Annotated in this window: 23 protein-coding genes; 13 read left to right on the top strand and 10 right to left on the bottom strand. The window is 73.6% G+C overall.

The window, feature by feature from the left end; translation table 11 throughout:
• Positions 1 to 50 precede the first annotated feature (50 nt).
• From ACWCXH_RS11455 to ACWCXH_RS11445, 3 genes are all read left to right on the top strand, one after another.
• The gene (locus tag ACWCXH_RS11455) at positions 51 to 2,261 is read left to right on the top strand and encodes an MMPL family transporter (RefSeq protein WP_449801175.1); all 2,211 of its coding nucleotides are present in this window, start codon (positions 51 to 53) and stop codon (positions 2,259 to 2,261) included.
• 141 nt (positions 2,262 to 2,402) lie between these two features.
• Positions 2,403 to 3,677, top strand: a complete 1,275-nt coding sequence (locus tag ACWCXH_RS11450; protein WP_449801174.1) for a sensor histidine kinase — start codon at positions 2,403 to 2,405, stop codon at positions 3,675 to 3,677.
• Positions 3,674 to 4,360, top strand: coding sequence for a response regulator transcription factor (locus ACWCXH_RS11445; RefSeq protein WP_449801173.1), 687 nt, complete (start codon positions 3,674 to 3,676; stop codon positions 4,358 to 4,360). Before ACWCXH_RS11450 ends, ACWCXH_RS11445 begins: the two co-directional genes overlap by 4 nt.
• 15 nt (positions 4,361 to 4,375) lie before the next feature.
• Here ACWCXH_RS11445 and ACWCXH_RS11440 read toward each other — a convergent pair whose 3' ends face one another.
• The 4 genes from ACWCXH_RS11440 to ACWCXH_RS11425 form a co-directional block, all read right to left on the bottom strand.
• Positions 4,376 to 5,377, bottom strand: a complete 1,002-nt coding sequence (locus tag ACWCXH_RS11440) for a hypothetical protein (protein WP_449801172.1) — start codon at positions 5,375 to 5,377, stop codon at positions 4,376 to 4,378.
• A gap of 100 nt (positions 5,378 to 5,477) precedes the next feature.
• Positions 5,478 to 6,338, bottom strand: a complete 861-nt coding sequence (locus ACWCXH_RS11435; protein WP_449801343.1) for an ABC transporter ATP-binding protein — start codon at positions 6,336 to 6,338, stop codon at positions 5,478 to 5,480.
• A gap of 75 nt (positions 6,339 to 6,413) precedes the next feature.
• Positions 6,414 to 6,821, bottom strand: coding sequence for a GntR family transcriptional regulator (locus tag ACWCXH_RS11430; RefSeq protein ID WP_350523129.1), 408 nt, complete (start codon positions 6,819 to 6,821; stop codon positions 6,414 to 6,416).
• A 97-nt stretch (positions 6,822 to 6,918) separates the two neighbouring features.
• Positions 6,919 to 8,379, bottom strand: coding sequence for a DUF2079 domain-containing protein (locus tag ACWCXH_RS11425; protein ID WP_449801171.1), 1,461 nt, complete (start codon positions 8,377 to 8,379; stop codon positions 6,919 to 6,921).
• Between the two features lie 267 nt (positions 8,380 to 8,646).
• On the opposite strand from ACWCXH_RS11425, the gene ACWCXH_RS11420 reads away from it, so the two are divergent.
• A complete protein-coding gene (locus ACWCXH_RS11420; RefSeq protein WP_449801170.1) occupies positions 8,647 to 9,192 on the top strand; it encodes a hypothetical protein in 546 nt (181 codons plus the stop codon).
• A 22-nt stretch (positions 9,193 to 9,214) separates the two neighbouring features.
• Here the strand turns inward: ACWCXH_RS11420 and ACWCXH_RS11415 are convergent, their stop codons facing one another.
• On the bottom strand, positions 9,215 to 9,622 hold the full coding sequence (locus ACWCXH_RS11415) for a hypothetical protein (RefSeq protein WP_449801169.1): 408 nt from the start codon (positions 9,620 to 9,622) through the stop codon (positions 9,215 to 9,217).
• A gap of 397 nt (positions 9,623 to 10,019) precedes the next feature.
• Between ACWCXH_RS11415 and ACWCXH_RS11410 the strand changes: the two genes are divergently transcribed.
• On the top strand, positions 10,020 to 10,829 hold the full coding sequence (locus ACWCXH_RS11410; RefSeq protein ID WP_449801168.1) for an NUDIX hydrolase: 810 nt from the start codon (positions 10,020 to 10,022) through the stop codon (positions 10,827 to 10,829).
• Here the strand turns inward: ACWCXH_RS11410 and ACWCXH_RS11405 are convergent.
• On the bottom strand, positions 10,819 to 11,514 hold the full coding sequence (locus tag ACWCXH_RS11405; RefSeq protein ID WP_449801167.1) for a VC0807 family protein: 696 nt from the start codon (positions 11,512 to 11,514) through the stop codon (positions 10,819 to 10,821). The two genes, ACWCXH_RS11410 and ACWCXH_RS11405, sit on opposite strands and share 11 nt — an antisense overlap.
• A 195-nt stretch (positions 11,515 to 11,709) precedes the next feature.
• Between ACWCXH_RS11405 and ACWCXH_RS11400 the strand changes: the two genes are divergently transcribed.
• From ACWCXH_RS11400 to ACWCXH_RS11380, 5 genes are all read left to right on the top strand, one after another.
• Positions 11,710 to 12,729: a helix-turn-helix transcriptional regulator gene (locus ACWCXH_RS11400; RefSeq protein WP_449801166.1), complete on the top strand. Its 1,020-nt coding sequence runs from the start codon at positions 11,710 to 11,712 to the stop codon at positions 12,727 to 12,729.
• A gap of 282 nt (positions 12,730 to 13,011) precedes the next feature.
• On the top strand, positions 13,012 to 13,371 hold the full coding sequence (locus ACWCXH_RS11395) for a PRC-barrel domain-containing protein (RefSeq protein WP_449801165.1): 360 nt from the start codon (positions 13,012 to 13,014) through the stop codon (positions 13,369 to 13,371).
• Positions 13,372 to 13,476: 105 nt separating this feature from the next.
• Complete coding sequence (locus ACWCXH_RS11390; RefSeq protein ID WP_449801164.1) at positions 13,477 to 13,743, top strand: metal-sensitive transcriptional regulator; 267 nt, start codon at positions 13,477 to 13,479, stop codon at positions 13,741 to 13,743.
• A gap of 191 nt (positions 13,744 to 13,934) precedes the next feature.
• Positions 13,935 to 14,573, top strand: a complete 639-nt coding sequence (locus ACWCXH_RS11385) for a SigE family RNA polymerase sigma factor (protein ID WP_449801163.1) — start codon at positions 13,935 to 13,937, stop codon at positions 14,571 to 14,573.
• A complete protein-coding gene (locus tag ACWCXH_RS11380; RefSeq protein ID WP_449801162.1) occupies positions 14,563 to 15,792 on the top strand; it encodes a hypothetical protein in 1,230 nt (409 codons plus the stop codon). The genes ACWCXH_RS11385 and ACWCXH_RS11380 overlap by 11 nt, the downstream gene beginning before the upstream one ends.
• A gap of 60 nt (positions 15,793 to 15,852) precedes the next feature.
• Here ACWCXH_RS11380 and ACWCXH_RS11375 read toward each other — a convergent pair whose 3' ends face one another.
• Positions 15,853 to 16,689 (bottom strand): DUF4328 domain-containing protein, encoded by an 837-nt coding sequence (locus tag ACWCXH_RS11375; protein WP_449801161.1) that lies wholly within the window; start codon positions 16,687 to 16,689, stop codon positions 15,853 to 15,855.
• A 424-nt stretch (positions 16,690 to 17,113) separates the two neighbouring features.
• Here ACWCXH_RS11375 and ACWCXH_RS11370 point away from each other — a divergent pair, with 424 nt between their 5' ends.
• The 3 genes from ACWCXH_RS11370 (at position 17,114) to ACWCXH_RS11360 (ending at position 21,147) form a co-directional block, all read left to right on the top strand.
• Positions 17,114 to 18,553: an endonuclease/exonuclease/phosphatase family protein gene (locus ACWCXH_RS11370; protein ID WP_449801160.1), complete on the top strand. Its 1,440-nt coding sequence runs from the start codon at positions 17,114 to 17,116 to the stop codon at positions 18,551 to 18,553.
• A gap of 14 nt (positions 18,554 to 18,567) precedes the next feature.
• Positions 18,568 to 20,550 (top strand): phosphocholine-specific phospholipase C, encoded by a 1,983-nt coding sequence (locus ACWCXH_RS11365; protein WP_449801159.1) that lies wholly within the window; start codon positions 18,568 to 18,570, stop codon positions 20,548 to 20,550.
• A 147-nt stretch (positions 20,551 to 20,697) separates the two neighbouring features.
• Positions 20,698 to 21,147, top strand: coding sequence for an SRPBCC family protein (locus ACWCXH_RS11360; RefSeq protein ID WP_449801158.1), 450 nt, complete (start codon positions 20,698 to 20,700; stop codon positions 21,145 to 21,147).
• Positions 21,148 to 21,160: 13 nt separating this feature from the next.
• Here ACWCXH_RS11360 and ACWCXH_RS11355 read toward each other — a convergent pair whose 3' ends face one another.
• The 3 genes from ACWCXH_RS11355 to ACWCXH_RS11345 form a co-directional block, all read right to left on the bottom strand.
• On the bottom strand, positions 21,161 to 22,396 hold the full coding sequence (locus ACWCXH_RS11355; protein ID WP_449801157.1) for an FUSC family protein: 1,236 nt from the start codon (positions 22,394 to 22,396) through the stop codon (positions 21,161 to 21,163).
• A gap of 75 nt (positions 22,397 to 22,471) precedes the next feature.
• The gene (locus ACWCXH_RS11350) at positions 22,472 to 23,224 is read right to left on the bottom strand and encodes a polyprenol monophosphomannose synthase (protein WP_449801156.1); all 753 of its coding nucleotides are present in this window, start codon (positions 23,222 to 23,224) and stop codon (positions 22,472 to 22,474) included.
• A gap of 240 nt (positions 23,225 to 23,464) precedes the next feature.
• Positions 23,465 to 25,039, bottom strand: a complete 1,575-nt coding sequence (locus tag ACWCXH_RS11345) for a N,N-dimethylformamidase beta subunit family domain-containing protein (protein ID WP_449801155.1) — start codon at positions 25,037 to 25,039, stop codon at positions 23,465 to 23,467.
• Positions 25,040 to 25,383 lie beyond the last annotated feature (344 nt).

Raw genomic sequence — 25,383 nt, 5'->3', positions numbered from 1 at the left:
GCCCTCCGCGGCGTGTTCTGCGACCGAGATCCGAAGGAGTCCGCTCTCCCGTGGCCACGTTCCTCTACCGCCTGGGCCGATGGGCCTTCGTCCGGCGCCGGCTGGTGACCTTCCTCTGGGTCGCCCTGCTGGCGGTCGGCGGGGTCCTCGCGGCCAAGGCGCCCGCCGCACCGGACGACGGCTTCGCGATGCCCGGCACGGAGGCGCAGAAGGCCTTCGACCTGATGAACGAGCGCTTCCCCGGCGGCCACGCCGACGGGGCGTCCGCGCGCCTGGTGTTCGTCGCGCCCTCCGGACAGAAGATCACCGCCGGGCCGAACCAGCAGACGGTCGAGCGGACGGTCGCCGAGCTCGCGCACGCCGAGGAGGTCACCGGCGCGGTCAGCCCGTTCAAGGCCGGCACGGTCTCCAAGGACGGCACCACCGCCTACGCGACGGTGAACTACTCCGTCAAGGCGGGCAAGCTGTCCGCGGGCGCCACCGACGCCCTCCAGCAGGCCGCCCAGCACGGCCGGGACGCCGGGCTCAAGGTCGAGATCGGCGGCACCGCGCTGGCGGCCAAGCCCGAGGCCGGCGGCAGCGGCGAGGCCATCGGCATGGCGCTGTCCGCGGTCGTCCTGACGATCACCTTCGGCTCGCTCGTCGCCGCCGGGCTGCCGCTGCTCACCGCCGTGGTCGGCGTCGGCCTCGGTATGGCGCTGATCACCGCGCTCGGCAGCACGCTGGGCCTGTCCAGCACCACCGGCACGCTCGCGATGATGCTCGGCCTCGCGGTCGGCATCGACTACGCCGTGTTCATCGTCTCCCGCTACCGCGCCGAACTCGCCGAGGGCCGCACCCCGCAGGAGGCCGCCGGGCGGGCGGCCGGCACCGCCGGCTCCGCGGTGGTCTTCGCCGGCCTCACCGTGGTGATCGCCCTCGCCGGGCTCTCCGTGGTCGGCATCCCGCTCCTCGCCAAGATGGGCATGGCCGCCGCCGGCACGGTCGTCATCGCCGTCCTGGTCGCGCTCACGCTGGTGCCCGCACTGCTCGGCTTCATCGGCCGCCGGGTGCTGCCCCGCAAGGTCCGCAAGGCCGGCGGGAGCGGCGCGGGCGGCGCCCCCGTGCCCGCGAAGGAGAACGGCGGCGCCCACTGGGCCCGGTTCGTGCGGCGCCGGCCGGTCGCCGTGCTGCTCGGCGGCGTGATCGGACTCGGCGTGCTCGCCGCGCCCGCGCTCGACCTGCGGCTCGGTCTGCCGGGCGACGAGTCCAAGCCCATCTCCACCACCCAGCGCCGCGCCTACGACCTGCTCTCGGAGGGCTTCGGGCCGGGCTTCAACGGCCCGCTGACCGTCCTGGTCGACGCCAAGGGAGCACCTGACCCCAAGGCCGCCGCGAGCGAGGTCGCCAAGACGGTCTCCGCGCTGCCCGGCGTCGTCACCGTCGCCCCGCCGATGTTCAACAAGGCCGGCGACACGGCCCTGCTCAACGCGATCCCGGCGACCGGCCCGAGCGCCGCCGAGACCAAGGACATCGTGCACGCCATCCGCGGCCGCGCGGCCGCTCTCAGGACGGAGACCGGGGCGAGCGTCCTGGTCAGCGGCACCACGGCGATGAACATCGACGTCTCGCAGAAGCTCACCGACGCGCTCGTGCCCTACCTCTCCGTGGTCGTCGGCCTGGCCGTCCTGCTGCTGCTGGTGGTCTTCCGCTCCGTCCTCGTCCCGCTCAAGGCCGCGCTGGGCTTCCTGCTCTCGGTGGCCGCCGCGCTCGGCGCCGTCGTCGCGGTCTTCCAGTGGGGCTGGCTCGCCGACCTGATCGGCGTCCGGCAGACCGGCCCGGTGATGAGCATGATGCCGATCTTCATGATCGGCGTGGTCTTCGGCCTCGCCATGGACTACGAGGTCTTCCTGGTCACCCGGATCCGCGAGGGCTTCGTGCACGGCGAGGAGCCCGGCGAGGCGATCGTCACCGGCTTCCGGCACAACGCCCGGGTGGTCACCGCCGCCGCCTTCATCATGATCGCCGTCTTCGCGGGCTTCATCGGCATGAGCGAACCGATGATCAAGATGATGGGCCTCGGCCTCGCCGCCGCCGTCGCCTTCGACGCCTTCGTGGTCCGCATGACGATCGTCCCGGCCGTCCTCGCCCTGCTCGGCCGCCGCGCATGGTGGCTGCCGAAGTGGCTCGACCGCCTCATACCGGACGTCGACGTCGAGGGCAGCAAGCTGCACACCGCCGCCCCCGCGCCGGCCCCGGTCCGGGAGTCCGTCGGCGTCTAGCCCGGTCACCGAACAGCCCGGTCACCGATTCGCACGCCCACCGATTCGCACGCCCACCGATTACCGTTGCAGTCAGGGGCCGCCGCCGAGCGCACCGCCGCTCGCGCCGACGGCCCCTGACTCGCGACCCGGAGAGCACCCATGACCACCACCTGGCAGCACCTGCGCCAGAACCACCCCCGGCTGCTGGACGTCGTCGGGGGCGCCGCTCTCGTCACCTCCACCGCCTGCGGCGCGACGCTCGACCAGAGCGGCCACTTCCAGGGCCTCAACCCGCTGACCGGCGTCCTCGCACTGGTCTCCGTCCTCGCCGTCTTCGCCCACCGCCGCCACCCGCTCGCGGTCGTCGCGGTCACGCTGGTCTGCTCGATGCTGCTGACCCCGACGACCCCGAAGCTCACCCCCGCCCTCGCCACCCCGCTGCTCTGCGCGCTCTACTTCCTCGCGGTCCGCACCGACCGCACCACCGCGCTGCGCGCCTCCATCGTCACCGCCGTCCTGCTCACCGCGACGTCACTGGCCGTCGACGTCGGCGGCCACCTCGGCGAGCGGCTCGGCGTCCTCGCCTGGGCCCTGCTGCCCGGCGCCCTCGGCGACTCCATCCGCAACCGCCGCGCCCACCTCGCCGCCATCGAGGAGCGCGCCGAACGCGCCGAGCGCACCCGCGAGGAGGAGGCCCGCCGCCGCGTCGCCGACGAGCGCATCCGGATCGCCCGCGACCTCCACGACGTCGTCGCCCACCACATCGCCCTCGCCAACGCCCAGGCCGGCATCGCCGTCCACCTCATGGACCGCCACCCGGCCCAGGCCCGCGAGGTGCTCAGCCACATCACCGACGCCACCGGCTCCGCCCTCCAGGAGCTGCGCGCCACCGTCGGCCTGCTGCGCCGCGCCGAGGAACCGGCCCCGCTCGAACCCACCCCCGGCCTCGACCGCCTCCCCGACCTGATCAACGCCTTCGAGCGGGCCGGCCTCCCGGTCCGGCTCACCGTCCGGGGCGAGGCGAGGCCGCTGTCGCCCGGCGTCGACCTGACCGCCTACCGGATCGTCCAGGAGTCCCTGACCAACGTCGCCAAGCACGCGCGCGGTGCCGACGCCGAGGTCACCATCGGGTACACCGAGAGCCGGGTCGCCCTCACCGTCGCCAACGGCGGCCCGCCGCCCGTCACCACCGGCCGCCGCCCCGTGCTGCTGCCCCACCAGGCTCCCGGCGAGGGCGGCTTCGGCCTCATCGGCATGCGCGAACGCGCCGGCGCCGTCGGCGGACACCTCGCCGCCGGCCCCCGCCCCGGCGGCGGCTTCCTCGTCACCGCCGAACTCCCGCTGCGCACCGGCGCCCGCGACCCGGGCCCCGACGCCGCCCGACCCGGCACAGCCTGTTCCGATGCCGCCCGACCCGACAAGGAGCGCGCATGACGATCCGCGTACTGCTCGCCGACGACCAGGCCCTGCTGCGCGGCGCCTTCCGCGTCCTCATCGACGCCGAGGACGACATGGAGGTCGTGGGCGAGGCCGCCGACGGTCGCGAGGCGGTGGAGCTGGCCCGCGCCACCAGGCCCGACATCGTGCTCATGGACATCCGCATGCCCGGTGCGGACGGCCTCGGTGCGACGGCCGAGATATGCGGTGACGAGGAACTGGCCGGCACCCGGGTGCTCATCCTCACGACCTTCGAGATCGACGAGTACGTGGCCCAGGCGCTGCGCGCGGGCGCCGGCGGCTTCCTCGGCAAGGGCGCCGACCCGAAGGAGCTCCTCGCCGCCGTCCGCACCGTGGCCGCCGGTGACGCACTCCTCTCGCCCGCCGCCACCCGGGCCGTCATCGACCAGTTCCTCGCCCAGCCCGACCCGGCCGCCTCCGCCACCACCGGCGCCGGCGCCGAACGCCTCGCCGTGCTGACCGCCCGCGAACGCGAGGTGATGGCGATGGCCGCCACCGGCCTGACCAACGAGGAGATCGCCGGGCGCATGTACGTGAGCCCGTTCACCGTCCGCACCCACGTGCACCGCGCGATGGCCAAGCTCGACGCCCGCGACCGCGCGCAACTCGTCGCCATCGCCTACCAGTCCGGCCTCGTCCCGCCCGGCCGCCCGGCCTGACGCCACGACCGCGCGCTACGACCGGTCGAGCCGGAAGACGGCCGCCAGCGCCGCGGCGGTGAGGGCCAGCAGGATTCCGGCCTCGACGAGTTGGACCGGTACGAGGTCGGCGGCGGGGTGGTACTGGATCCAGGAGGCGGTGGCCCCGTCGCAGCCGTGGATCGTGGAGCGGCACAGGTCGTCGCCGACCCGGGTCCCGTCGGCCAGGGTCACTCCGCGGTCGATCAGCCACGAGTTGGTGGGCTGGGCCTCGTTGAGCGGTACCACCCGCTCCGTCAGCGGGTGGAAGTACGGGCGGCCCCAGCGGACCAGGCCGTGGGTGAGCGCGACCAGCGTCGCGGTGATGAACATCGCGGGCAGCGTACGGCGCAGCAACCGGCCGATCAGCACGCCCAGGGCCAGTGCGAACAGGGACCAGGCCACCGGCGCGACCCCGAGGGCGGGGTAGGTGAAGAACTGGAACGGCGGGTCGAAGGCGATCGGGCCGTGGACGATGTCCGTCCACCACACCCAGCTCATCAGCGCCGCGAGGACGCCCGTTGCCGCCAGCACGACGAGGCCGGGCACCGCGAGACGGACCGTCAGCCAGCGCAGCGGGCTGACGGACTGCGCCCGGATGAGGCGGATCGTGCCGCGCTCGTGTTCCTGGGCGAGCAGTGGTGCGCCGACGAAGACGCCGATCAGCAGCGGGATCGCGGTGACGGCGGGCTGGAGCACCTGCGTGTACCAGAACGCCGACCGGTTGATGGGGGAGAGCAGGGTCCAGCACTGGGTGCTGTCCCAGCTCTCGGGGCTGAAGCACCCGGTTCGCCGCAGGACCCCGATGGTGTGCCGGCTGGCGATGTGGATCCAGAGCAGGTCGGCTGCCAGGAGGACCAGGAGGGCGGCCATCGTCCACAGGACGAAGCGGTTCTGGCGCAGCGCCAGCCACAGCAGCCCGCGCACCCGCCCGGCGGCGGGCCGCCGACCCGCGGAGACGGCAGAGGTGGCGCGATCGGACAGGACATTCGCGCTCATGCGCCCGCCTCGCTTCGCTCGGCAGGAGCATGCGCCCACGCGCACCTTTTGATGACTCTCCCCCAGCCTTCGGCCGGGGAGACCCCCATGCTTCGCTCGCTCATTGGAGGACCTCCTCGTGCAGGGGAACGGTGGCAGGGGAACGGAGGTAGCCGAGCAGCAGGTCCTCCAGGCTCGGCCGGCCGCCCTCCCACGGACCGTCCAGTGGTGCGTCGGTGCGCACGAGCGCGGTGGCCTGGCGGCCGCCGGCGCGCCGTTCGACCAGGACGTCGGCCGGCGGCGCGGGCGCCTCGGCGGGACCGGTGAGCAGCCGGTGCCCGTCCAGGATGTCGTCCAGGTCCCCGGCCAGCCGGATCCGACCGCGCTGCACGAGCAGCAAGTGGTCGATGACGCCGTCCAGTTCGGGGAGGATGTGCGAGGACAGCACGATGGTGGTGCCGCGCTCGGCGGCCTCGGCCATCAGCGTGCCCATGAGCTGGTGCCGGGCGAGCGGGTCGAGGTCGGCCATCGGCTCGTCGAGCAGCAGCAGGTCGGGCACCTTGCCGAGCGCGAGCGCCAGGGAGACCCGGGTGCGCTGGCCGCCGGAGAGCGAGCCGATCCGCGCCCGCATCCTCAACTCGCCCTGCTCGACGATCCGGTGGGCCGTCTCGTCGTCCCAGTCCGGATTCAGCTCGCGGCCCAGCCGCAGCGTCTCGGCCACCGTGAAGCCCGGGTAGAGCGGCTTGTCCTGGGCCACGTACGAGACGCGGGCGCGCAGTTCGGCCGTTGCGGCGGGTTCTCCGAAGACCCGCAGTTCGCCCTCGGTCGGGGCGACCAGGCGGGCGGCGAGGCCGAGCAGGGTGCTCTTGCCCGCGCCGTTGGGGCCCACCACCCCGCAGATCCGCCCGGCCGGCACGGTGAAGTCGCAGTCGCGCAGCGCCCATTCCCCCCGGTACTGCTTGCCGAGGCCGACGGCCGCCATCGCCGCCGCTTCGACGGGCGTTTCGGCCGGCGGTATGTTCGTCGGGTCGTTCACCCGGTCCCCCACACGTAGTTCTCAGTTCGGTGTCGCCGGGGAGACCCCGGTGTCGAAGCGCTGCTCCAGCACGGAAGCCATCAGCGCGGCGATGTCCTCGCGCTCCAGCCCGGCCTCCCGGGCCCGGTCCACCCAGCCGACCAGGTCCGCGCGCAGCGGTCCGTCGGCCGCCGCCTCCGGCCGGGCGAGCGAGCGCCGGACGAAGGTGCCGAGCCCCGGCCGGGGCTCGACCAGGCCCTCGCGTTCGAGTTCGCGGTAGGCCTTCAGCACGGTGTTGGGGTTGATCGCGGTCAGCTCGACCACCTCACGGGCGGTCGGCAGCTTGTCTCCCGGCTGCAGCAGACCGAGCCGCAGGGCCTGCTTGGTCTGCTGCACGATCTGCTGGTAGGTGGAGACGCCGCTGCGCCGCTCGATGCGGTACTCGATCACACCCGTCGCAGCCTTTCACTAGTTCAATAGTGGAATGGTGGCCCACTGCGGCGCTCGGGTCAAGCCGGACCCGGGGTGCTGCGAGGGCTCCGGCTGGTCAGGGGCGTTTCAGCAGGAGCAGGCCGTCCTGGTCGATCAGCGGCCGGTAGCCGCGCTGCCGGTACTCCGTCACCATGTGGGTGGTGGCCGCGATGGCACACGGCGACTGCACGCTCGGGTCGCGCAGGTCGACGGCGACCCACTCCGGCCCGGGCCCGTCCGGCGGCCGGCAGACCAGGGTGACGACCGCCCGGTCGGTGAGCTGCGCCGCCAGCCGGTTGGAGGCGGCGACGGCGGCGTCGTCCGGTATCAGGCGGAGCAGCGCCCGGGTCTCGGTGAGGCGCGGCGAGGTCCGCCAGGCCTCCGGCATCACGACCTCGTGCAGCGGGTAGAGCGGCAGCGTCACGGCCGTCACCAGGGCGCTGACGGCGAGCGCGCGCCGGATCCGGCGGCGGTCGGCCCGGCGGACGGCGTCGACCAGGGCGGCGAGCGCGATCGGCATCAGCACCGCGCTGTAGTGGTAACTGACGCCCCAGTAGTGGGGATTGGCCGACAGCAGGCGCCAGGTCAGGGTGGGCACGCAGAGCAGGACGAGCGGAGAGCGCAGGCCGAGGAACCCGGCGGTCGCGGCGAGCAGGAACAGCAGCAGCCACTTGATCGGGGGCCAGGCCAGGCGCGCGGCCAGCGATCCGGTCGAAGGGTGCCAGCTGCCGTCCATCTGCTGCCAGTAGTCGAAGTCGCCGGCCGGATTGAACGAAGGCAGTATGACGAGCACGGTGACGGCGGTCGCGGCGAGGCCGGTGGCGGCGAGGGCCAGGCCGGGCACCGGGCTGCGGCGGCCTTGCCGGGCCTGCCAGGCGGCGATCGCGCCGACGACGGCGACCGTCAGGCCCAGGTCCTCCTTGACCAGCAGCAGCGGCAGCGACCACAGCGCGGCGGCCAGCGGGCGGCGCCTGCCGAGCGCGGTGGCGGTGAAGGCGAGCAGCGGGACGGCGAACGCGATCTCGTGGAAGTCGTCGGCCGCCGCCCGGACGATTCCCCAGGAGGCCCCGGTGGCGCAGCCGATGGCGAGGGCCACCCGCGGCCCGGCCACCTCGTGCGCCCAGCGGGTGAGCGGGACGACGGCCAGGGCCATGAGCAGCGCCTGGGCGACGATCAGCGTGACCGGGGTCGGGAAGACCCGGTAGACCGGGGCGAGCGTGGCGATCAGCGGGTGGAAGTGGTCGCCGAGCAGGTGGTAGCCGGGCCCCTTGAGCGGCACGATCGGTGCCCGGCCGTGCGCGTAGGCGCGGACGGCCTGTTCGAAGATGCCCAGGTCGTAGGCCTTGGTGAGGCCGCGTCGGTGGCGGTTGATGCCGACGCACGCGTAGAGGGCGGCGAACCCGGCGGCCAGGCCCCAGGCCAGGACGGCCGGTCGGCGCGGGACGACGAGCCGGCGGGCCAGGAGGCCGGGGAAGGACTGGGGACCGGGGCGGGGGTTGGGGCGGATCGGGCGTGCGGGCGCGAGGACCTCTTGCATCGGCAAAGTACCCTTTCACTATTCGATTAGTGGAAGGGTGGTGGAGGGGGCGAGGACTCGTCAAACCCGGTCCGGCAGCGCCGATCGGGCCCCCGGCCTGCGCGAAAACGACCTCCGAACGGATGTGCAGCGAGTAGTGTGCCGGTGACTCAGGATGAGGAGGGGTTCGTGGAAGCGAAAGAGACGGCAGGCGAGGTGCGGGGTCTCCGGCCGTTGCCCGGGGGCGCCCAGGCGGGACCGCGGGCGTTCGAGGAGCGTCTGACGGCCTTGCTCCGACTGCTCGACGTCGAGGTGGCGCCGGGGGCGGACTTCGCCGACGCGGGGCGCTGGGAGGTCCACAAGGCGCTCGCCGGGCGGACCGAACTGCCCGAGGAGTACTTCGGGGCGCTGCTGGCCGCCGCGGTCTACGACCCGAACCCGAGCTTCAACCGCCGGTTCGTCGAGCCCGCCCTGACGGCCTTCGGCCGGCGCCGGGTCCGGACGGCACTGCTCGGTCGGCTGCGGACCGGCACGGACGAGGAGCGCGCGGGAGCGGCGCGGGCCTGGTACTGGACGGCGCTGTCGGCCGGTGACCGGTGGACCGACGGGGACGACGGCGCGAGCGTGCGGAACGCGTGGCACGCGGCCGCGCTGCGGGAGTTCGTCGCCAACGAGGACCCGGACGTCCGCCGCAGCATCCTTCCCGGGCTGCCCCTCGTGCCGCGCGCCTACCCGGCCGAGCTGCACCCGCTCGTGGAGCGCGCGGTGGAGATCGCCCGGACGCACCCGGACGAGTACATCCGCGAGCGCGCCGAAACCCAAGTCGCGCTCTGAGGCGTGCTGTTGGCGACCTGCCCTACGGGGAGAGCGGGAACGCGAGCCGGTAGGCGTATTCCTCCGGGCCGAGGAGGAAGACCAGCCGCACCCTGAGCTCCGCGGCCGCCGCCGCGACGGCGGGCCGCCCGGAGACCGTTCCCTCCGTGCGCAGCCCGTCGGCGCTCAGGCCGTGGGCGCCGCCGGAGCCGGTGTAGCGGTGGCCGAGGTCGTCGTCGGCCTCCAGACGGAGGGACGGCTGCGGGGCGACGGGGGAGGGGATGCGCAGGTCGCCGGGCATGGGCGGGGTCACCGAGTAGGCGACGGCGAACGCATCCTCCGCCCTCGCCAGGCCGTGGACGGCCAGCTGGTACCGGCCGTCGAGGATTGCGATCCGCGGGGTGCCCGCGGTGTCGTCGGCTTCGACTGTTCGCTCGCCAAGCTCGTTCATGCGCCCGCCTTGCTCATGCGCCCGCCTTGCTCATGCGCCCGCCATGCTCATGCGCCCGCCTTGTTGTGGTCGGCCGTCGCTTGGTGCAACGCGCACCTGTCGATCGTCCGCCATCCCCCGTCCTCCGGTCCGGGGGCACCTCCCGGCCGCTCACCCCATCACGGTGGCAAATCGCTGCGGGTGCGGACAAGGCGGGCGGCATCAGGGTGCCGTATGGATCGGGGTCCGGGGAGGCAGGACCGGCGCTCGGTGGGGGTGCGCGCGGAGCGGGCGCCGCCGTGCGCCGGTGTGGCTGGTCCGCGCTGCGCCGGTTCGCGCGCTGATCGACGGGTGGGGGCGGCGATCGGTGGCATGCGCTCCACGGCGGGTTCGGCCCGGCAGCGCGGCCTGTGCCAGCATGTGCCGGGTGACCGCACGACAGCCCGCCCCCGCCGAGGTCGAGATCCTGGCACCCGCCCGCATCCGGCTCGCCGAGACCGCCGCCCCCGACCTCACGCCGGAGGACCGGGCGGCGATGGACCGCGCCTGGGCCGAGGCGGTGCGGGCCAACCCGACGTTCTTCGACGGCCCGGTCGCCGTCTGCGCGGGGCTGCGGCCGGACGGTCCACAGGACCTTGAGCTCGGCTGGGCCCGCACCACCTACCGGCAGTTCGTCCTGCGTCGCGTGCCCGGCACGACCGGCTGGCTGCCGGCGCTCTTCGTCGCCGTCGTCCAGCCGACCGACGACGGTCGCGTGCTGGTCGGCCGGATGGCGGGGCCGACCGCCCACCCCGGCCGCTGGGGCCTCCCGGGGGGCAACGTCGAACCCCCGACGGGCGACGACCTCCTGGACGAGCCCGCCCTCCAGCACCACGCCGCCCGCGAGCTCCTGGAGGAGACGGGCGTCGACGCGTCTCCCGAGGACCTGCGCCGGTGGATCGTCGTCCACACCACGAACGGCAACGTCGGCGTCCTCTACCTGGCCCCACCCCGGTCCGCCGCCGCACTCCGCGACGACTTCGAGGCGATGCTCGCCGACGAGCGCTCGCGCGGCGTCGAGCCGGAGTTCGACGGGATGGCCCTCATCGCCACGCCCGAGGAGGCCGCCGCCCTGGCCGGTCCCCGGGTCGACTACCTCCAGCCGGTGCTCCGCCGGTACGCCGACCACCACGCCGACCACCACGCCGACCACCAGCGTTCCACGGCGGCGGAGGAGGTCAGGCCGTAGGCGTCGGGGCGTCCGCCAGCCCCAGGGTCTCCTGCATCCGCGCCTGGCGCCGCCGGCCCCAGGTGATGGTGAAGAAGATCAGGCCGCCGAGGAACACCCAGGGCATGAGGCTGCTCACGGTGACCATGGCCGCGGTCGAGAGCACGTAGGTCAGCGCGATCCGCAGCGCCGACTCCACCACGAACGCGACGCCCCAGATCACCGTCAGCAGCCGCTGGCCCCGCCGGAAGCCCTCGTGCTCCCACAGGCCGTTCCAGCGGGCGACGCCCTCGGGCGTGCCGCCGGCGGCGAACTTGCGGCCGAAGTAGAACATCGCCGGGCGCGGCGCGAACAGCGTGGCGAGGAAGCCGAGGCCGATCAGGCCGGTCAGCGCGGAGTCCTTGATGAAGATCAGCTCGGTGGTGTTGTACGCGAGCGCGCTGAGTGCGCCGAGGACGAGCGTGACCAGCGTGAAGATCCCGAACTCGTCGAGCCTGCGGTGCAGCAGGAAGTAGACGCCGAGGTCGGCGGCCGGCCAGGCCGAGGAGATCAGCAGGGCGTTGACCTCCGACATCCCGTGCCCGCTGAGCGCGTTGTACGTGAGCACCGGCGCGAGGATGTTGAACAGCAGCGTCGGCCCCCAGTCCAGCAGCAGTCGGACGGCGCCTCCGGGCCGGCGGGAGGTGCTGGCGGCGGGCTGGGACATGAACTTCCTCCTACGACTTCCACGGTGCCGCGGCAGGGTGTGGCCGTCGGCAGACGAGAGTCTGACGGCGGGTGGCCGGCTGTGGGAAGATCACCGGCGGGCAGGATCCGGCCAGTGGCAGGATCGCGCCAGAGGGACATCGGGGGAGGTCAGCGGGTGTATGAGGGCTTGGGGCTCGGGCGGGATGCCGGGGCCGTGTACGGACTGATGCTGGGCGAGGGCGTGACGCACCACGCCGAGATCGCCGGGCGGCTGGGCCTGACGGCCGAGCAGGTCCGCGACGCACTGGACCGGCTCGCCACGGCGGGGCTGCTCCGGCCGTCCGTCGAAACGGGCCCCGCGCCGCTCGCCGCGCCGCCGTCCCGCTGCGCGGGCCCGGCGGAGCCCGGCCCGCTGCGGCTCGCCGACCCCAGCGAGGGCCTGCGCGCCCTGCTGGCCCGGCAGGAGGCCCGACTGCTCGCCCAGCAGGCCGAGTTCGACCGCACCCGGTCGACCGTCACCAGGCTCCTCACCGAGTACGCCATCGCCGAGCCCGGCATCCGCCACCGCGACACCGAGCGGCTGTTCGGCCAGGACACCGTCGTCGCCCGGATCGAACAGCTCGCCCGGGAGAACCAGTTCGAGACGATCTCGTTCCAGACGCGGACGGGCGGCGCCGTCGCGACCGCCAACGCCCTGAGGCTCAACCTCGACGGTCTCGCGCGCGGCATCCGGATGCGCTCGGTGTACCCGGACAGCGTGCGCCGGCACGAGCCGAGCCTTGCCTACGCCGCCGTCCTGACCGCGCACGGCGCCGAGATCCGCACCGTCCCGGCCACGCCGCTGCGCCGGATGCTGGTCTTCGACCGGGCGGCGGCCATCGTCCCGACCACCCTGGAACCGGACTGCCTGGACGCCGTCCTGATCACCGCACCCGGCGTGGTCGCCGCCCTGCGGGCCCTGTTCGAGGCGGTCTGGGAGACGGCCGAACCGCTGGTCGCGGCCGCCGACGCCGCCGGGGAGGCCGCGTCGGGCCCGCGCAACGACGAGCTCACCCGCCACGAGCGCGGTCTCCTGGACCTCCTCAGCCAGGGCCTCACCGACGAGGCCGTGGCCAACCGCCTCGCCCTGTCCGTCCGCACCGTTCGCCGCAACACCGCCGCCCTGATGTCCCGCCTCGGCGCGCGCAGCCGTTTCGAGGCCGGCCTCCGCGCCAAGGAGCGCGGCTGGCTCTGAGGACCTGCCGGTCTCCACCGGTCCGGACCAGTGTGGAACGCGGCGACGGCGGCGCCCCGGCGGCCCTGCGGGCCCGGATCCGGTCGCCGTGGAGGCCGGTGCCCTCGATGCCGCCGCTGGAGGTGTGGGCGTCGACCGGTCCGCCGACGCCGTCGAGGGTGATGCCCCCGACCTGGGCGCGGCGGTGAGGCGAGGCGGCTCGTCGGGCGTACCCGGGCCTTCCGTCGGAGGATGGGAATCGAGGACGGGAATCGCAGGTGGTCGACGGGAAGGTGGGCGATCATGGCGATCGGAATGGCGGACATCCGGGAGTGGCGCGGCCAGGCGGTGGTGGACGAGAAGGGCGCCCGCATCGGCTCGCTGGAGTCCGTGTACGTGGAGACGTCCACCGACGAGCCGTTCTTCGCCACCGTGACGGTCGGCATGATGTCCAGGCGCCGTCTGGCCTTCGTCCCGCTGGACGGGGCCGTGGTCGGGCCGGGCTACGTCAAGGTCGCGTTCCCGAAGAGCCTGGTCAAGCAGGCGCCGGCGATCGGCACGGACGACGTCCTGCCCGCGGTGGACGAGCCCGCCGTCTTCGCGCACTACGAGCTTCCGTACGCGACCGGCGCCGGCGGCGAGCGCCGCCTGGCCCGGCGCTGACGCCGGGCGAGGGGGCGCCGGTCACCGTGGTGGCGTGCGGGGACGCCCCCGGCTCGGATACCCCACCGGGTACACTGGACAGTCGACGTGAAAGGTGGCCCGGACATGCAGGTGGACGAGGAGGCGGTCGGCGCGGTCCTGAACCGACTGCGTCGCGCGCAGGGCCAGTTGGCCGGAGTGATCGCGATGATCGAGGCGGGCCGCGACTGCAAGGACGTCGTGACCCAGCTGGCCGCGGTCTCCCGGGCCCTCGACCGGGCCGGGTTCAAGATCGTCGCCAGTGGCATGCGCCAGTGCATGGCGGTGGCCGGCGAGGACGCCCCGCCGATGACCGAGGCGGAGCTGGAGAAGCTGTTCCTCGCCCTCGCCTGAGCCGATGCCCGGCCGAGCCGATGGCCGCCTGAGCCGATGCCCGCCTGAGCCGACAACCGCCGCCCCGGCCGACACCAGCCTGAACCGATCACCGCGCACCCCTGGGCGCCCGCCCCGGGGGTGCAGGCGCGTCCGTACGACCTCCTGACGAAAGCTGTCACACGATCCCGGGCCCATCGCGTTACCAAGGTATGGATCAATCATCGAGTGCGGACGCCCCGGCCGAACCACACTGGCCGGAGTTCCCGGACTTCGTCGCCTCCCGCGCCCGGCACCTGCTGCGCACCGCCTTCCTCCTCACCGGCGGTGACGCCCACCTCGCCGAGGACCTCGTCCAGGAGGCGCTCGGCCGGATCTTCGTCAAGTGGCGCAAGATATCCCGGCTGGACAACCCCAGCGGCTACGCGCAGACCGTCCTGGTCAACACCTTCCTCTCGTACCGCCGCAAGCGCAGCGCCTCCGAGCGCGTCACCGACGAATTCCCCGAGGTCGGCGTGCACGACCCGGACCCGGCGCTGCGGCTGACGCTGTTGCGCGCCCTCGCCGAGCTCCCCGCGTCGGACCGCGCCGTGCTGGTGCTGCGCTTCTGGGAGGACCGCAGCGTCGAGGAGACGGCCGCCGCCCTGCGACTGAGCAGCAGCGTCGTCCGCTCACGGTGCCGCCGGGCCCTCACCCGCCTGCGCGGCGTGCTGGGCGACGACATCGACGCGGCCCTGGGCGGATCCACGGGCGTGAACGGTGCGACCAGTGCGACCAGTTCGAGCGGGACGAACGGAACCAGCGGACTCAACTCCTCCTCCGAGAAGGCGGTGCTGCGCCATGCCCACTGACGACGAGTTCGAGGACGGCTTCGCCCGCGCCCTGCGCGGCGCCGCCGAGCTGGCACCCGAGCCGGTGCAGCACACCCTGGCCGTCGTGGCCGAGCAGCGCGGCCGCCGTTGGCGACGCCGCCGGCGCACCGTCATCGCGAGCGGCCTCGCGGTCCTGGTGCTGGCCGGGGCGGGCGGTTTCGCGGCCGTGGACCGGGGGACGTTCGGCGCCGTCGGCCCGGCCGACCCGGCGCCGAACCTGCCGGCGATGTCGTCGCGGGAACTGGTCACGCTGCTCACCGGCCTGCTGCCGAAGGGCACGGTGACGGAGCTCAACGCCAACGGCCCGGGGAAGATCAGCGGGCACCAGGCCGGCGCCGTCCTGTTGTTCGACGACGGGGCGGGGGCGAGCATCGTCGAGTTCTCGGCGGAGCGGACGAACCTGCGGCCGGATGCCGGTGCGGTCTGCACGGACCCGTTCCAGACACCGCAGGACTCCTGCGACCGGACGGTCCGGCCGGACGGTTCCGTGCTGGTGATCGACAAGCTGCGGAGCACCACGACCAAGGGCGGTCGCGAGTGGCGGGCCACGCTGGCGCTTCCGGACGGCCGCCGCGTCGGCTTCACCGAGTACAACGGGCAGCCGGCCACGGCGAACCGGCCGAGCCCGCCGCTGGTCGACGCCCAACTGACCGACCTGGTGACCTCCCCGGTCTGGGACCGGGTCTTCGCCTCGCTCGCCCCGGTCAAGGGCGCACCGAAGCCGGGCGACGCCCCGGCGCCGGCCCCCTCGACGAGTGGCCCGTCGAACGCGGAGCTGGTCGCGAAGGTGATCCCGCTGTTGCCCGCCGGGGCGAACGTCGAGAGCCAGGACCCCGGGCACGCCGTCCTTACGGTCACCTTCGAGGGCCGCACGAGCATGCTGATGGTCGGCGCGGAACCGCCGTCCCAGCGGGGCCGGGACGAGCTCAGGACGATGGACGGCGACCTCCCGACCCCGCTGGAGACCCGGGAGAAGCGGCCCGACGGGACGCTCGTCGTCACCAACCGTTTCGGCAACGGGAAGACCGCCACGAACCCGGTCCTGCACTGGACGGCCGCGGTGCACTCCCCGGACGGCAGCCAGGTGCGGATCTCGGAGTGGAACGGCGAGAACGCCTACACCTTCAGGCCCGGCGACCCCGCGCTCGACGTGGACCACCTGAAGGCGATCGTGACCGCTCCGGCCTGGCGCTCCTGACGCCAGCACAACGGCCCGGCAGGGGAGTTGCCCCCGCCGGGCCGCCGCCCGCCGCCCGGTTCAGTGCCCGCCGACGGCGTCCCTCGGCTCTGCACCGTCCGCGGGAGCCACGACCTCCTCCACCGGCCCGATCCCGAACGCGAACTTTGAGGCGTCCGCCGCGGCCGCGTACGGATTCACCATCGCCCGCCGCTCCTCCTGCATCGCCGTCAGGCGCCGCACCACGAGGATCGCCAGCACGGCCGCCGCGATGCGGACCGTCGCCGCGGCGATGTCGACCACGAGCGGCGCCTGTGGGTCGACCGGGCCGGCGGAGTGCACGCCCAGTTCGGCGGCGATGCGGTAGAGGATCAGCGAGACGATCCACGCCGTCCACCAGGCCGAGACCAGACCTCGCCCGACCGGCCGGCGCCGTCCGTCCGGGCCCACCGGCGCACTCGCGTCCCAGCTGTCGGCCATGAGCTGCTGCGGGAACCAGAACTGGACGATCGGTGTGATCCAGGCGCCGATCGTCCAGCCCTTGCCGCGCCGGTGGCCGAGCGGCAGGAACAGGCCGGCGTTCTGCCGCACGCGGTAGAACCAGGTGATGAACGCTGCGGCGCTCAGGGCGAGGAGCGGCAAGGCCAGCCCGTTCAGCACCTTGGTCAGGCTTTCCAGCGTGTCGAAGTCGGTGAGCTCGACGTCCGAACCCGGGTCCTTCGCAAGGGAGCGGAAGACCAGGGCGGTGGCGTCGGTGCCGACGTCCAAGGCGGCCAGCAGGATGTTGAAGGCCAGCGCCACGTAGGTGAGGATCGCCGGCACGACGGGCGAGCGGTACGCCCTCGGCCACGTGGGGTCGGCCTCGGTGCAGCTCCAGCAGCGCCGGTTCGGGATCGCGGCAGGGCGAGCCCCGCACACCGCACACATCATCAGAATTGGTCCACTCCTGGGGCCGCCGGGCGCGCACGCCGCGCTCCGGCCGGTCGGGCCGTCGCCCCGAGCGGGGCGGGCGCGCCGAGCCTAATGGGCGGAAGGGTCCTCCGCCAGCGGAATAGGTGGTGGATCGCCGCAGGTCAGGGGCCGTATCGGGGGAATCCGGGCAGATCCTCCGAAGCTCGCTCGAACACCCGCAAGTCCCGGAGTTCCCGAACCGCCCGATGGTGCGTCACGCGTCGTTCACGTTCCGGTCGCTGACTTTCGGATGAATGAGGGCGCCCGCAGTTGTACAGCCAACTGTGGCTCCCCTCCTCAGCCTCCGTGACCAGCCGCGCGCGGAACCGGCCCCCGGTGATCCCCGACGATCCCGGCGGACCCGGCCTCCCCGGCGGCGGACAGGACAACCGTGGCCGCAGGCAGCGCCCTGACCCTCACCGCACCCGCCAACCCGACCGAAGGCGACCGGCTCACCTTCCACTGGACCACCGACGCCCCCGACGCCAAGAACTGGGTCGGCATCTACGACGGCAGCCGCGAGCCCGGCACCGGTTCCTCCCTGCTGTGGAAGTACACCCCGGCCGGCTCCGGCGACGTCCAGCTCGACACCTCGGCGCTCACCGGAGGCCCGTACACCGCCTACCTGCTGGCCAAGGACGGCTACGGCATCCTCGCCCGGACCGCGCCGTTCAGCTTCCGCCCCAAGCCCGCGGTGGTCCGCCCGCACGCCGCCGTCGACTCGCTGACCGCCGCCCCGGTCGCCCCCGGCGCCGCGGTGTCCGTCAAGCTCGGCGGCCTGTGGTCCCGCCCGGCCGGCAACCCGGCGGGCACCGCCGCCTTCCGCAAGGTCGGCGGCGCGGCGTGGGCCTCGGTCGCCGCCGACGGCACCCTCACCGGCACCGCGCCCTCGGCCGCCGCCGGCAAGAACCCCGAGATCGTCGTCGTCGGCGTCAAGGACAGCGCCGGCGCGACCGACACCGTCACCGTGCTGATCCCGGTCGCCGACCCGGCCGGACCGCTGCGCCTCAAGACCGCGAGCTGGAACCTGCACGACGCGGGCACCGGCTACACCGACGCGCTGGAGAAGCAACTGCGCGTGGTGCTCGCCCAGGGCCTCGACGTCGTGGCGCTCCAGGAGACCGCCGGCACCCAGGCGCGGACCCTCGCGGACGCGCTCGGCTGGTACGCCTACCAGAGTCCCGGCAGCGTCGGGATCCTCAGCCGCCACCCGCTGGCCGACATCACCCCGGCGACGGCCGACCTGCCCGCCGCCGCGGCGACCGTGCAGCTGCCCGGCGGACGGACCGTCCGCTTCTGGTCCGCACACCTCGACGAGGCCGACTACGGCCCGTACGGCATCCAGGACGGCCGCACCGCCGCGCAGGCGCAGGCCGTCGAGAACGGCTCCGTCCGGATGAAGCAGGCGAAGGCGCTGGCCGCGGCCGTCCGCGCCGACATCGCCAAGCACACCCCGGTGGTGCTCGCCGGCGCGCTCTCCTCGCCCTCCCACCTGGACTGGACGGCCGCCACCGCCGCCGCGCACGGCGGTGTCGGCGCGGTCGACTGGCCCGTCAGCAAGGAGTTCCAGGCCGCCGGGCTGACCGACACGCTGCGCGAGGAGAGCCCGGATCCGGTCAAGGTTCCGGCTGCCACCTGGTCGCCCACCCGCAAGCAGCGCGGTGCCAAGCCCGAGCCGCAGGACCGCATCGACTACGTGCAGTACGCGGGCCCGTTGAAGCTCGTCGAGGCGCACACCCTCGTGGCCGACTGGCCGCAGCCCGAGCCGAACACCGCGGCCAACGAGTGGCCGTCCGACACCGCCGCCGCCGTCGCCACCTTCCAGCTCTGAGAGGCCAGTTCGCCATGTCCGAACTCTCCCGCCGCACCTTCGTCGGCGCCACCGCGGCCGCCGGCGCCGCCGCGCTGACCGGCCTCGCCGCGACCCCCGCGAACGCGGCCCCGGCACCCGGGTCCGACGAACTCACCGGCACGATCAAGGACGTCAAGCACGTCGTCGTCCTCATGCAGGAGAACCGCAGCTTCGACCACTACTTCGGCACCCTGAACGGCGTGCGCGGCTACGGCGACAAGCAGGCGCTCCAGTTCCCGGACGGCACCGACGTGTTCCGCCAGCCCGACAGCCGCCGCAGCGACGGCGGGGTGATGCTGCCGTACCGGATGGACACCTCCAAGTACAACGCGCAGAACGCCGGCGGTCTCGCCCACGACTGGGCCACCGGCCACCAGGCCATCAACAACGGCGCGATGAACAAGTGGATCGCCGCCAAGGGCGAGCGCACCATGGGCTACTTCACGCGCGACGACATCCCCTACCAGTACGCCCTGGCCGACGCGTTCACCCTGTGCGACGCCTACTTCACCTCCCTCGCCGGTCCGACCGACCCCAACCGCCTCTACCTGTGGACCGGCACCGCCGGCCCCGGCCGCGACGGCACCACCGGCCCCTGGATCGACAACACCCCGGTCACCGACAACCCCGTCGCCGACTGGACCACCTACGCCGAGCGCCTGGAGCGGGCGGGCATCAGCTGGCGCGTCTACCACAACCCCAGCAAGGACGACCGCACCGGCGACTACGACGACAACGCGCTCTCCTACTTCAAGCAGTTCCACAACTTCCCCACCACGGACCCGCGTTACATCAACGCGATGACCAAGTTCGACCCGGCCGACTTCGACCGGCACTGCAAGGACGGCACCCTGCCGACCATCTCCTGGCTGGTCGCGCCCTACCTGTTCTCCGAGCACCCGGAGGCCGGCCCGGCCTACGGCGCGCACTGGGTGGACATGGCGCTGCAGTCGCTGATGTCCAACCCGAAGGTGTGGCAGCACACCGTCTTCCTCGTCATGTACGACGAGAACGACGGCTACTTCGACCACATGGTCCCGCCCACCCCCGAGGCCGGCACGCCCGAGGAGTTCACCCAGGGGCGGGCGATCGGCCTCGGCAACCGCGTGCCGCTGTGGGTCGCCTCCCCGTGGTCGCGCGGCGGCTGGGTCAACTCCCAGGTCTTCGACCACACCTCGGTGCTGCGCTTCATGGAGGTCGTCACCGGGGTCGCCGAGCCCAACATCTCCGCCTGGCGCCGGGCCGTCTGCGGCGACCTCACGAGCTGCTTCGACTTCGCCGCACCGGACTTCTCGATCCCGCGGCTGCCCGACACCAACGCCCTGATGGCCAGGGCCGACGCGGGCACCAAGCTGCCGGGCGTCGCCCTGCCGGCCGTCGGCGCCCAGTCGATGCCCGTCCAGGAGCGCGGCGACCGCCCGCACCGCCCGCTGCCGTACCAGCCGTGGGCCGACGCCGAGGTGGACCGGAAGACCGGCAAGGTCACCTGCACGATGAGCAACGACGGTTCGGTGGCCTTCCCCTACACCGTGTACCCGAACATCGTGTTCCCGTTCGCGGGCACCCCGTTCACCGTCGCGCCCGGCGCCACCGCCACGTACGTGTGGGACGCCGCGGCCACCGACGGCCGTTACGACTTCACCGTGCACGGCCCGGACGGCTTCGTCCGCCGCTTCGCCGGCACCGTCGTCCGCGACGGGCAGGACGGCCAGAACGACATCGGCGTGCCGATCGTCACCGCCGACCTGCGCGGCGACGTCAAGCTCACCCTCCAGGTGGCCAACGACGGCCTGACCGACGTCGCCTTCACCGCCGCGCCCAACGACTTCGCGGGCACCACGCAGACCGTGTGGGTCAAGCCCGGCCGGCAGGCCAACATCGCCTGGCCGCTGGACCCGCAGGGCCGCTACGACGTCGTCGTCACCGCTCACACCGGCCAGCGCTTCGTTCGCCGTTACGCGGGCTGGGTGCACTGAGCCGTAGCCGTCGAGGCGGCCGGGGGCGCCGAACCGGTGACCCCCGGCCGTGGCTCGGCCCGACCGTCGGACCCCGCCGCTACCGTCGGGCGCATGCAGAAGACCGAGATCCAGCCGCCGCTCGACGCGGCCAAGGGCTGAGGCGCCATGGCCGCCCCCGCGTACCGCACCGCCCTTTACCTGCGTGCCAGACCCGAACGCGTGTGGCACGCCCTCACCAACGCCGACGAGTCCGGTCTCTACTGGGGCCACCGCAACGTCTCCACCTGGCTGCCCGGCGCGCCCTGGGAGCACCAGCGCGCGGACGACTCCGGGATCGCGGACGTCATCGGCAACGTCGAGACCGCCGACCGCCCGCACCGGCTGGTCACCACCTGGGCCTCGCCGGACGCACCGAGCCCGGCCGGGCCGTCCCGGGTCACCTTCGCGATCGAGGGCTGGCGGGACCTCACCCGGCTCACCGTCACCCACGAGCACCTCGCCGACGAGGACGAGGTGGCGCAGGCGGCCAAGGGCTGGGAGGCCGTCCTCTCCAACCTCAAGACCTACCTGGAGACCGGCCACCCGCTGCCGCAGGAGCCGTGGACGATGCCCTGACGACGGCCCGGGTTCAGCGCCCGGCCACGGTGGCCGGGCGCCTCCGCTCGCCGCGTACCCACCCCCGCAGCCCGGCGAACCGCGAGAACCGCTCCCGGTTCGCCACCGACGCCCGGTCCAGCTCCTCCATCAGCCGCCGGCTGCGGTGCTCCAGGTCCATCTCGTCGAGGATCCGGTCCACCTCGGCGAGCAGCGAACCGTGCAGCTGCCAGGCCTCCGGGTGCTCCTGCACCTGGCGCAGCAGCAGCCGGGCCACGTTCTCCCGGCAGGCCCAGGCGGCCGCGAGTTCGGCGGTCAGCCGCTGCTCGGCCTCCTCGGCGTTGCGGCTCACCTGGGTGGTCACCAGCACCGCGAAGCTCACCATCGCGCCGCCGATGTGCGCCAGCAGTTCCTCCAGCGCCACCGCGACCTCCGGCGCGAACAGCCGCTCGCCGGGCCCGCGCTGCTTCGCCAGGTCGGTCAGCGAGCGCGCCAGCACCCGGATGACCACCACGCAGATCTCCAGCGTGTCCAGGCCGGTGCGCAGCACCAGGCGGGACAGCAGCCCCTCGCTGATCCGGGGGTTGAACCGCAGGCTGTCCTCGGCCTGGCGCAGGGCCGCGTCGACCCCGACGATCGCCTGGTCCAGCCGGCGGGCCTCGTGCAGCCGCTCGACGGCGACGGCGACCGGGATGGGGCGGCCCAGCTCCTCGGCGATGTCCACCAGCAGCTGCCGGGCCCGCCGGGCGAGGTCCTCGATCGACGCGCCCGCGGTGTCCACCCAGACCGGCGGCGCGAACAACAGGTTGAAGAGGAGTCCGACGGCGGCGCCGATGAGCGTCTCCAGCACCCGGTCCCAGGCCTGCGAGGCGAGCTTGGTGACGCCGAGGATCAGCATCGCGCTGATCGCGACCTCCTGGACGAACTCCTCGACCCGGACGAACCGGCCGATCGTCAGCGAGGCGAGGATGATCAGCCCGAGGCTCCACCACGAGAGTCCCACCACGGCGCTGAAGCCGATCGCGATCAGCACGCCGACGACCACCGAGTTGACCCGGCGGATGCTGGTCTTGAGCGTCGAGTAGACGGTGACCTGCACCACCAGCAGCGCGGTGAGCGGCGCCGTCAGCGGGGCCGGCTCGCTGCTCAGGCGCGTCGCCACCGCGTAGGACAGGGTGGCCGCGACCGTCGCCCGGACGGTCTGGACGACGAACGGTTCTCGGGCGCCACGACGGACGGCGGCCGTGAAGGACTCCGGGAGAAGGGCCATGCCGCCCTTCTTTCCCCGCAACCGCGGTTCACACCGCCGATCGCACCCGAGGGCACCCGGATGCCCGCGCCGGCGTCAGGAGTTGCGGCGGCCCAGGCGCAGCTTCCAGGGGGCGAGGGCGGATTCGACCTGGACCCCGATGCTCATCTTGGACGCGCCCTCGACCCGCTCCTCGAAGCGGATCGGCACCTCGCGGATCGTCATCCCGCGCTTGATCACGCGGTAGTTCATCTCGACCTGGAACGAGTAGCCGTTGCTCTGCACGGTCGGCAGGTCGATCGCCCGCAGCGTGCTCGCCCGCCAGGCCTTGAAGCCGGCGGTGGCGTCCCGGACGCCGAGGCCGAGGATCGTGTTGACGTAGAAGTTGGCCCACGCGGACAGGGCCTTGCGGTGCCACGGCCACTCCGAGGCGGTCGAACCGCCGGGCACGTAGCGGGAGCCGAGCACCACGGCGGTGTCGCCGGCGAGGAGGGTCCTCACCATCTCGGGTATCGCCGAGGCCGGGTGCGACAGGTCGGCGTCCATCTGCACGACGACGTCGGCGTCCTCGTCCAGCGCCCGGGCCATGCCCGCGAGGTAGGCCCGGCCGAGGCCGTCCTTCTCGGTGCGGTGCAGCACGCCGATCCGGCCGTCCGATCCGGCCGCCAGCTTGTCGGCCAGCTCGCCGGTGCCGTCCGGGGAGTTGTCGTCGACCACCAGCAGGTGCAGGTCCGGCACCGGCAGTTGCGCCAGCAGGCCCGCGAGGACCGGAAGGTTCTCCCGCTCGTTGTACGTGGGGACGACGACAACGACCTTGGGGGAGGCCTCGACCATGCTCTGTTCCCTCACGCGCTTTCCGGACGGCACCCGTGCCCCGCCTCACAGGTGTCCGTGATCTACTGATTGGACCGTGCGAGTGTATCCGCGCCCGTGAGCGCTTCCGCTCCAGGGCACCGGGCGGAGGACGGGCGATCCGGCGTCGGAGATCGGTTCGACTGCGATGGATGCTTGGGTGAGGCCATTACCTGTTCGATCCACCGCCGCGGAGACTCGGGGGGACCGCTACTGCCCCGGCCACCGGCTGACGGGCTACGGCCCGCCGTAGACGGCCGCGAGGTTGTCGCGGGCGGGGTGGGTGCGTCCGGCCGGGCCGGCGGCGAAGGCGCGCAGGACGTTCTCGGTGACCTTGCGCACCAGGTCGCCGGCCCGGGCGTCGATGCCGTGGTCGGCGCTGGTGCCCCCGGGGCCGTGCGCGTCGAGCGTCTCCACCCAGCGCATCGTCCCGGTGGCGAACACCCCGGCGCCGCTCGGGACGGTGTAGTACGCGGTGTCGGCGTGCGAGTGGCGGCCCTCGCAGACCACGGGGGAGTGGGCGATCACCTCGATCGGGCGCGGGACCGGGAAGGCGGTGTCCACCTTGTCGTACTCGACGCCGACCAGGTGCGGGAAGGACGCGCCCGCCGCGACGCCGGTGCCCTCGAACGCCCAGTGGTCGGGTGCGCCGACGACGTAGGGCGCGTCCACGGGGTAGCCGTCGTAGATGACGCCGAGCATCGAGCTCTCCGGGTCGGCGCCCGGGCCGGCGCGGAAGTCGGTGGTCGCCGGCGCGCCCGCCTTGTACCCGGGGTCGCTCGCCCAGGCGTCCTTGTAGCAGACCACCGTGCGGTCCGGGCCGAGGTCGGTGGGCTCGAACCGGACCCGGCGGAAGCAGCAATTCGCGCCCAGGACGGCCAGGTTGGTGCCGGCGTCCCGGGCCGCGACGACGTTCGCGCGCTGCTCGGGGGACCAGTACTCGTCGTGTCCGAGCGACAGGACGGCGGTGGCGTCGCGCAGCAGCGCCGGCTCGCGGGCGACGTCGATCCCGGTCGTGTACGCGAGGGGGATGCCGAGCTTCTCGGCGAGGGCGACCAGCGGCGCCTCGTACACCAGGAACAGCCCGGCGCCGTGGTCGTATTCGTACGGTCGGTCGAAGGTGACCTTCAGCGAGCGGGTGGCGAGGCCGCCGGTCGGGCCGTTGTAGAGGCTGTACCCGCCCCACTCGTTGTACGCCTGCCACGTCGCCGGGGCGCTCATCACCACCGTCCTCCCGGCGGTGACGGCCGAGCGGACGGTGAGCGGGACGTAGCGCCGGCCGGAGCCGTCCTCGGCGTCCAGGCGCAGCAGGTACGCGCCCTCGGGCCAGCCGGCCGTGTCGACGGCAAGGGTCCGCTGCCAGCCGGTGAGGACGGTGCGGGTCGTGCCGTCCACGTGCGGCGCGGGCTGCTTCGCGCCCGGCACGTGCTCGCGGCGCCAGACCAGGCGGGCGCGGGCGCCGCCGTACCAGCCGATCCGGTAGGCGGAGACGGTGAACGCGGCGGCCGGGGTGGAGACGTGCAGGCCGACCGGCTCGCCCGGCAGCACGCTGACCCGGTCGGCGAAGCCCTCGATCGCGCCGGCCGGGCCGGGGTCGGTGATCTCCCAGTCCGGGTTGCCGGGGAGCGACTGCTCGGGTTCCCGGTCGTCCTTGAGACCGGCCCGCTGTGGGGTGGTGACGCCGGGATCGGGGGAGGGGAGCGGGGTGGCGGGCGCGTCGGGATGGTGTGTGCCGCAGGAGGTGAGGGCCGCCGCCATCAGGCCCAGACCGAGGACCCCCCGCCGGCTCGGTTCCGCCCGTTCGTCCGCCACGCCGACCTCCTTGGGCCCGTCTCCGTGTTCTCCATTCGTGCACCCGTGCGTCACGGTGCGCGGACATCCTCACCCTTTCCGGTCATCATGTCGGAACCGCCGCGCCGGGTCGATGCACGGTCCGCGGCCGTCCGCCACCGGAGAGGGCCGTCCGGGGGCACACCGGCGCGTCCGGTCGTGAGGCTCCGCGGCGGCGGCGTTCGGGTCCCTTAGCCTGACCGGGCCGCCCGCCCGGCGGCCAGGGGGTCCGGAGCCGTGGGCGGCCCGGCCGCGTCGTCGACACGAGCTCATGGACAGGGGTGTACGTGGTTTCGTCGGGTTCGGCCGATCCGGGGGTGGTGCCT

The organism is Kitasatospora sp. NPDC001660 (assembly GCF_053596725.1).
This window is presented reverse-complemented; position numbering and strand designations above follow the sequence as displayed.

What these genes read in the sequence shown, in the direction of transcription:
- ACWCXH_RS11435 (WP_449801343.1), bottom strand. Translation starts at nt 6,338, where the DNA reads ATGGCGGCCGTCGGCCTCGGCAAGCAGTACCGGGGGGAATGGGCGCTG.
- ACWCXH_RS11365 (WP_449801159.1), top strand. Translation starts at nt 18,568, where the DNA reads ATGTCCGAACTCTCCCGCCGCACCTTCGTCGGCGCCACCGCGGCCGCC.
- ACWCXH_RS11380 (WP_449801162.1), top strand. Translation starts at nt 14,563, where the DNA reads ATGCCCACTGACGACGAGTTCGAGGACGGCTTCGCCCGCGCCCTGCGC.
- ACWCXH_RS11360 (WP_449801158.1), top strand. Translation starts at nt 20,698, where the DNA reads ATGGCCGCCCCCGCGTACCGCACCGCCCTTTACCTGCGTGCCAGACCC.
- ACWCXH_RS11355 (WP_449801157.1), bottom strand. Translation starts at nt 22,396, where the DNA reads ATGGCCCTTCTCCCGGAGTCCTTCACGGCCGCCGTCCGTCGTGGCGCC.
- ACWCXH_RS11415 (WP_449801169.1), bottom strand. Translation starts at nt 9,622, where the DNA reads ATGAACGAGCTTGGCGAGCGAACAGTCGAAGCCGACGACACCGCGGGC.
- ACWCXH_RS11395 (WP_449801165.1), top strand. Translation starts at nt 13,012, where the DNA reads ATGGCGATCGGAATGGCGGACATCCGGGAGTGGCGCGGCCAGGCGGTG.
- ACWCXH_RS11410 (WP_449801168.1), top strand. Translation starts at nt 10,020, where the DNA reads ATGTGCCGGGTGACCGCACGACAGCCCGCCCCCGCCGAGGTCGAGATC.
- ACWCXH_RS11425 (WP_449801171.1), bottom strand. Translation starts at nt 8,379, where the DNA reads ATGCAAGAGGTCCTCGCGCCCGCACGCCCGATCCGCCCCAACCCCCGC.
- ACWCXH_RS11445 (WP_449801173.1), top strand. Translation starts at nt 3,674, where the DNA reads ATGACGATCCGCGTACTGCTCGCCGACGACCAGGCCCTGCTGCGCGGC.
- ACWCXH_RS11450 (WP_449801174.1), top strand. Translation starts at nt 2,403, where the DNA reads ATGACCACCACCTGGCAGCACCTGCGCCAGAACCACCCCCGGCTGCTG.
- ACWCXH_RS11440 (WP_449801172.1), bottom strand. Translation starts at nt 5,377, where the DNA reads ATGAGCGCGAATGTCCTGTCCGATCGCGCCACCTCTGCCGTCTCCGCG.
- ACWCXH_RS11385 (WP_449801163.1), top strand. Translation starts at nt 13,935, where the DNA reads ATGGATCAATCATCGAGTGCGGACGCCCCGGCCGAACCACACTGGCCG.
- ACWCXH_RS11390 (WP_449801164.1), top strand. Translation starts at nt 13,477, where the DNA reads ATGCAGGTGGACGAGGAGGCGGTCGGCGCGGTCCTGAACCGACTGCGT.
- ACWCXH_RS11405 (WP_449801167.1), bottom strand. Translation starts at nt 11,514, where the DNA reads ATGTCCCAGCCCGCCGCCAGCACCTCCCGCCGGCCCGGAGGCGCCGTC.